Below are 6,503 nucleotides of genomic sequence, written 5' to 3' on the forward strand. Positions count from 1 at the left end.
CTCCGCCGGACCGAGGCATATGTCGCCGCTTACTCTGGCACGGACCGGGGGAAATTTCGGTCATTACCCCCGGACTGGATCGGTCAGGATCACCCGAGCCGGCGGCCGTCGGTGACCGAGAACAGATGCACCTCGGACGGGTCGACGTGCAGGTTCACCCGTTCGCCGCGGGCCGGAGGGTTCCGCCAGTCGGTGCGGGCGACCAACTGGTGCTCGCCGGGGCCGCCGAGGCCGGTGCGCCCGTAGACGAAGGCGTCGGAACCGAGTTCCTCGACGACGTCGACGTCCATGACGATGCCCTCGCCGCTCGGTCCCGGCTCGAGATGTTCCGGGCGGATGCCGAGCACGACCTGGCCCTCGGGGATCTCGGCGATGGTTTCACGGGAAACCGGGATCACCGTGTCGCCCAGTTGCACGCCGCCGTCGGTGAGCGGCAGCGTCAGCATGTTCATCGACGGCGAGCCCATGAACCCGGCGACGAACTGGTTGACGGGGCGGCTGTAGAGCTCACGCGGCGGCGCGCACTGCTGCAGGACGCCGTCCTTGAGCACCGCGACCCGGTCGCCCATCGTCATGGCCTCCACCTGATCGTGCGTGACGTAGACGGTGGTGGTGCCGAGCCGGCGCTGCAACTGCGCGATCTGGGTGCGGGTCTGCACACGCAGCTTGGCGTCGAGGTTCGACAGCGGCTCGTCCATGAGGAACACCTGGGGGCTGCGGACGATCGCGCGGCCCATCGCGACGCGCTGCCGCTGGCCGCCGGACAGCGCCTTGGGCTTGCGGTCGAGGTACGGCTCGAGGTCGAGCATTTTCGCGGCTTCCTGCACGCGGCGTTTGATCTCGTCCTTGGGTGTCTTCGCGAGCTTGAGCGCGAAGCCCATGTTCTCGGCGACGGACATGTGCGGGTACAGCGCGTAGTTCTGGAAGACCATCGCGATGTCGCGTTCCTTGGGCTCCTGGCCGGTGACGTCACGGTCGCCGATGAGGATGCGGCCGTCGTACACCTCCTCGAGCCCTGCGAGCATGCGCAGCGATGTGGACTTGCCGCAGCCCGACGGGCCGACGAGGACGAGGAACTCGCCGTCCTCGATGTGCAGATCCAGCTTGTCGACCGCGGGGGTCGTCGCGCCCGGGAACAGGCACGTGGTCTTGTCGAATGTCACCGAAGCCATGGTGGAACGGTCCCTTCACCGGCAGGAACGTGCCGGACGATCCGAGTCAGGGTGCACGGTTGTGCGGGCCACAGCATAGGCGTCCGAAGTGCCCGGAACCATCAAGCGGGCACGGGGCGCAGCCTGACGAAGTGGATGTGCCGGCCGGCCTCACGGAAGTCGTCCGCGCTGCCGTCGACCTCGAAGCCCATGCTCTTGCACAACCGGACGCCGATCCTCGGGTGCAGGCTGCCGTAGTGCGCCATCAGGTCGCCGCCCTCCTCGGTGCCCAGGAAGTCGGCGTCGACGACGGATTCGCGACGACCCACCCGCACCCGGGCCCGGGGATGCGCCGTCAGGTTCCGGTACCAGTCCGACGCCGTCCCGAAGCCGGCCGCGACGACCCAGCCGTCGGAGGTGTCGTCGTGGTCGACGACCTCGAGCACCACCTGCCGGGGCTTGCCGCTGCGACGGCCGACGTGTTCGAGGAGCAAGAAGCGGTGTCCGAGCAGGCCGCCGAGGTGCCATCGGTACAGCTGGATCGGCATCCTCAGGAACCGGCGCTTGAAGCCGGTCGGCGGGCTCGGACGCTGGATGATCCGCATACGTCCAGTGTGCGCCGACAACTCCGTGCAGCAGACCAGCCGTGGGGATAACGTGAGATGCGAGTCCCCGCGCGAAGGAGTTCCGCATGACCCGTCCCGTGCGTATCGGCATCCAGTTGCAGCCGCAGCACGCCCCCGAGTACGGCATGATCCGCGACGCCGTGTTGCGCGCCGAGGAGGCCGGCGCCGACGTCGTCTTCAACTGGGATCACTTCTATCCCCTGTACGGGGATCAGGAGGGTGCCCACTTCGAGTGCTGGACGATGCTCGGGGCGTGGGCGGAGCAGACCGAGCGGGTCGAGATCGGCGCGCTGGTCAGCTGCGCCGGTTACCGCAATCCGGACCTGCTGGCCGACATGGCCCGCACCGTCGACCACATCAGCGGTGGGCGGCTGATCCTCGGGATCGGTGCCGGCTGGTTCGAGAAGGACTACGACGCCTACGGATACGACTTCGGCACTCCCGGTTCCCGGATCAAGCTGCTGGGGGAGTACCTGCCCCGCATCACGTCCCGCCTCGGCAAGCTCAATCCGGCTCCCACACGGGACATTCCGCTCATGATCGGCGGCAGCGGCGAGAAGAAGACCCTGCGGCTCGTCGCCGAGTACGCCGACATCTGGCACGGTTTCGGCGACCGGGACGAGTTCGTCCGCAAGTCCGCGATCCTCGGCGAGCACTGCGGTGACGTGCAGCGCAACCCGCACGAGATCGAACGTTCGACCTGGTGGCACGGGGCGGATCAGGCCGCAGCCTACGTCGACGCAGGTGTCACGCTGTTCACGGTCAACGCGAGCGGCCCCGACTACGACCTCACCGCACTCCGCGAGGCGGTCGCCTGGCGCGACGAACACACCCCACCGCAGCTGTCCGGGCTCGCGTAGACCGGAAATCCCATGACCGCCGCCGCCACCTCCCGATCCCGGGTGGTGGCGGTGCTGCTGGTACTGCTGCTGCCGGTGCTGACGCTGGTGGCATGCGGATCCGGCGACAACGCGGCGAACGATCTGTGCTCCCCGCCCGGCGTCGACAGCGCGTCGGCGCTGCCCGGCAACCTCGACACCGCCGCGGCGGCGGCCGCGGAGGACCGGTACACGACGCCGGACACGCTGCCGCTCAGCGGCATCGACACGTCGAAGTTGAATCTCGTCAAGCCCGGGACGCTCACCGTCGGCACCCTGTCGGACGCGCCCCCGAGCATCTGCGTGAACTCGCACAACGTCTTCACCGGTTTCGACAACGAACTGCTCCGGGCGGTCGCGGAGAAACTGGGACTGCAGGTGGAGTTCATCGGGACCGACTTCGCGGGACTGCTCGCGCAGGTGGCGGGCCACCGGTTCGACGTCGGATCGTCGTCGATCACCACCACCGATGCCCGCCGCGACCTGGTCGGGTTCACCAACGGCTACGACTTCGGCTACTTCGCCCTGGTGGTGCCGAACGGGAGTGCCGTCAAAGGCTTCTCGGACCTGACGTCGTCGGTGCGGATCGGCGTCGTGCAGGGCACCGTGCAGGACGACTACGTCGTGAACACCCTCGGCCTGGACCCGGTGAAGTTCCCGGACTACAACACCGCCTATGCGAACCTCAAGACCGGCCAGATCGACGCGTGGGTGGCGCCGTCGCAGCAGGCGCAGGGGGCGATCGCACCGGGCGATCCGGCATCGATCGTGCAGAACACGTTCAGCCTCAACAACTATGTGGGCTGGGCGGTGGCCAAGGATCGTCAACCGCTGATCGACGCGCTCAACTCGGGCCTCGACGCGGTGATCGCGGACGGGACCTGGTCCCGGCTGTACTCGGACTGGGTGCCACGAGAACTCCCCGCCGGCTGGAAGCCGGGCAGCAAAGCAGCGCCCGAACCACAGTTGCCGGACTTCGCGGCCATCGCTGCGGCGCAGGAACCATCCGAACCGTCCACCACACAGCCGAAGTCGACGCTGCAGCAACTCGGCGACACGTTCTTCGACTGGGAGTTGTACAAGCGCGCCTTCCCCGACCTGCTGCGCACCGGACTGCCGAACACGCTGATCCTGGCGCTGTCGTCGGGCATCGTCGGCACGGTGATCGGCATGCTGCTCGCGGTCGCGGGCATCTCCCGCACCCGGTGGCTGCGCTGGCCTGCCCGCGTCTACACCGACATCTTCCGCGGCCTGCCCGCGGTGGTGATCATCCTGCTGGTCGGCCTGGGCGTCGGGCCGGTCGTGAAGGGATTGACCGGCAGCAACCCGTACTGGCTGGGCGCAGCGGCGCTGTCGCTGCTGGCCGCCGCCTACATCGGCGAGATCTTCCGCTCCGGTATCCAGAGCGTCGAACCCGGGCAGATGGAAGCGGCTCGTGCCCTGGGGTTCTCGTACCGGCGGTCGATGGTGCTGGTGGTGATCCCGCAGGGGGTGCGGCGGGTGCTGCCGGCACTGATGAACCAGTTCATCTCGCTCATCAAGGACTCGTCGCTGATCTACTTCCTGGGTCTGCTGGTGACGCAGCGGGAACTGTTCGCCGTGGGCCGTGACCTCAACGCCCAGACCGGGAACCTGTCGCCGCTGGTCGCGGCCGGGCTGTTCTACCTGGCGCTCACGATTCCGCTCACCCACCTGGTCAACTACATCGACCGGCGTCTGCGCACCGGCCGGGCCGACACCTCCGGCACACTCGACGACCTCGAGCAGGCGATCGTCGTGGAGAGGGGCTGACGCATGACCGATTCCGTCTCCCTCACCGGTACCGGGCTGCATCTCGCGTTCGGTACGAACCGGGTGCTGCGCGGGGTGGATCTGCACGTCGACGCCGGCAAGACCGTCACCGTGATCGGGCCGTCGGGATCGGGTAAGTCGACGCTGCTGCGGGTCCTCAATCGGCTGCACGAACCGAATGCGGGCGACGTCCTGCTCGACGGCCGTTCGGTCCTGGCCGACAATCCGGATCACCTGCGTCAGCGGATCGGGATGGTGTTCCAGCACTTCAACCTGTTCCCGCACAAGACGGTCGCCGACAACATCGCACTCGGGCCACGGAAGTTGAAGAAGCTGTCCAAGGATGCGGCGCGCGCACTCGCGCTGGAACAGCTCGAACTGGTGGGCCTGACCGCCAAGGCCGATTCGCGCCCGGGCAACCTGTCCGGCGGCCAGCAGCAGCGCGTCGCGATCGCCCGGGCACTCGCGATGAAACCGCAGGTGATGTTCTTCGACGAGGCCACCTCGGCGCTCGATCCGGAACTGGTCAAGGGTGTGCTGGCGCTCATGGCGGACCTGTCGACCACCGGCATGACGATGGTGGTGGTGACGCACGAGATGGGCTTCGCCCGGTCGGTGTCGGACACGGTGATGTTCATGGACCGGGGTGTCGTCGTCGAAACGGGCGGACCCGAGCAAATGTTCGACAGGCCCGAAACTCCACGACTCCAGGCCTTCCTGTCGGAAGTTCTCTAGAGTGTGGCGCGGATGGGTCCCATGTGCCGTGGATCGCCGGGAGAGCCGCTCGATCCATCCCGCGGCCACGCCTTGACGAAGCGAGGCAGCTCTGAGAACGACACCGAGATTGAGATGGTTGCTGGTAGCCGTGCTGTCGGTGGTGACGATGGCGAGCTGCGGAGCGGGTCTGTCCCCACAGGCGCCGGGCCGGGTCGAGGCTGCCGCGGACGGCCTGTACCTCGATGGTGAGAAGTGGTGGCCGGCCGGCTTCAACGCCTACCAGCTCTCTACCGACTGGGCGATCAACCGCGGTTGTGGCGGGATGGTGGATCTGCCCGACTTCTTCGAATCCCTTCCGCCGCATTCGCTCACGCGGTTCAACGCCTTCCAGGAACTCGCGATCAACAAGTTCACCGGCGAACTGGACTTCTCCGCCATGGATGCGGTCTTCGCCGAGGCGGAGCGCACCGATCAGATGATCATTCCGGTGCTGTCCGCGCAGGACGGCGCGTGCGAGAGCGAGCAGTTCAAGGACCGGTCGTGGTACGTGGGCGGCTGGAAGACCGACGACGACAACGGTATTCGGCTCACCTTCCAGGACTGGGTGCAGACAGCGGTGAACCGCTGGAAGGACTCCCCGTCCGTCGCGGCGTGGGAACTGGTCGGCGAACCGGATCCCGGTGAGTGCGTGAACGGGAACTGCGACTGGTGGGTGCGCACGTGTCCGCCGGATGCCGCCCAGGTGCTGCGCGACTTCATGGAGGAGGCCGGCGGCGAGATCAAGGCGATCGCGCCGAAGCACCTGGTCACCGCGGGCCTGATCGGCGGCGGCCAGTGCGGCACCGGCGGCGCCGACTACCAGTACGTGAGCGAGTCGGACAACGTCGACTTCGTCCAGTACCACGACTACGGCGCCGACGGCGTCCCGCTGCCGGGGGACCAGTGGAACGGCCTCGCCCGACGGATCGAACAGGCGGAGGCGGCCGGAAAGCCGTTGCTGGTCGCGGAGATCGGCGAGAACGCCGGGTCGTGCAGGACACTGCAGGATCGGGCCTCGAGCATCGGGCAGAAGATCACCGGACAGCGTGCGGCCGGCACCGCGGGCGCTCTGCTGTGGGCGTTCGTCCCGGATCCGCGGGCGAACGAATGCACGATGGACATCGGCGTCGACGATCCACTGTTCCCGCTCATGGCGGGCTTCAACACCGTCGGCTGAGTCCCTTGCGTTTTGCGCACTTGTCGCGCCGGCGGAGGCCGGAATTCCGCGACAAGTGCGCAAAACGCGGGTCAGGGGGTGGGGGCCTCGGCGACCCGCAGCTGCCGGCCAACAGGGGAGTGCG

General features: G+C 67.7%; 6 protein-coding genes. 4 read left to right on the top strand and 2 right to left on the bottom strand.

The window, feature by feature from the left end; translation table 11 throughout:
• Positions 1–89 precede the first annotated feature (89 nt).
• Positions 90–1,172 (bottom strand): ABC transporter ATP-binding protein, encoded by a 1,083-nt coding sequence (locus tag IJ15_RS0103035; RefSeq protein ID WP_031936869.1) that lies wholly within the window; start codon positions 1,170–1,172, stop codon positions 90–92.
• Positions 1,173–1,273: 101 nt separating this feature from the next.
• Positions 1,274–1,756, bottom strand: a complete 483-nt coding sequence (locus IJ15_RS0103040; protein WP_031936870.1) for a nitroreductase family deazaflavin-dependent oxidoreductase — start codon at positions 1,754–1,756, stop codon at positions 1,274–1,276.
• A gap of 86 nt (positions 1,757–1,842) precedes the next feature.
• Here IJ15_RS0103040 and IJ15_RS0103045 point away from each other — a divergent pair, with 86 nt between their 5' ends.
• The 4 genes from IJ15_RS0103045 to IJ15_RS0103060 all read left to right on the top strand — a co-directional run bounded on the left by IJ15_RS0103045 (position 1,843) and on the right by IJ15_RS0103060 (position 6,379).
• On the top strand, positions 1,843–2,637 hold the full coding sequence (locus tag IJ15_RS0103045; protein WP_031936871.1) for an LLM class F420-dependent oxidoreductase: 795 nt from the start codon (positions 1,843–1,845) through the stop codon (positions 2,635–2,637).
• 12 nt (positions 2,638–2,649) lie between these two features.
• Positions 2,650–4,446 carry an ABC transporter substrate-binding protein/permease gene (locus IJ15_RS0103050; protein WP_031936872.1) on the top strand — a complete coding sequence of 599 codons (1,797 nt, stop codon included), beginning with the start codon at positions 2,650–2,652 and terminating at the stop codon, positions 4,444–4,446.
• Between the two features lie 3 nt (positions 4,447–4,449).
• Complete coding sequence (locus IJ15_RS0103055) at positions 4,450–5,181, top strand: amino acid ABC transporter ATP-binding protein (RefSeq protein WP_031936873.1); 732 nt, start codon at positions 4,450–4,452, stop codon at positions 5,179–5,181.
• Between the two features lie 148 nt (positions 5,182–5,329).
• Entirely contained in the window at positions 5,330–6,379 is a 1,050-nt protein-coding gene (locus IJ15_RS0103060; RefSeq protein ID WP_051918465.1) for a cellulase family glycosylhydrolase, read from the top strand.
• Positions 6,380–6,503: the final 124 nt, after the last annotated feature.

This window comes from Prescottella defluvii, from assembly GCF_000738775.1.
Lineage (GTDB): Bacteria > Actinomycetota > Actinomycetes > Mycobacteriales > Mycobacteriaceae > Prescottella > Prescottella defluvii.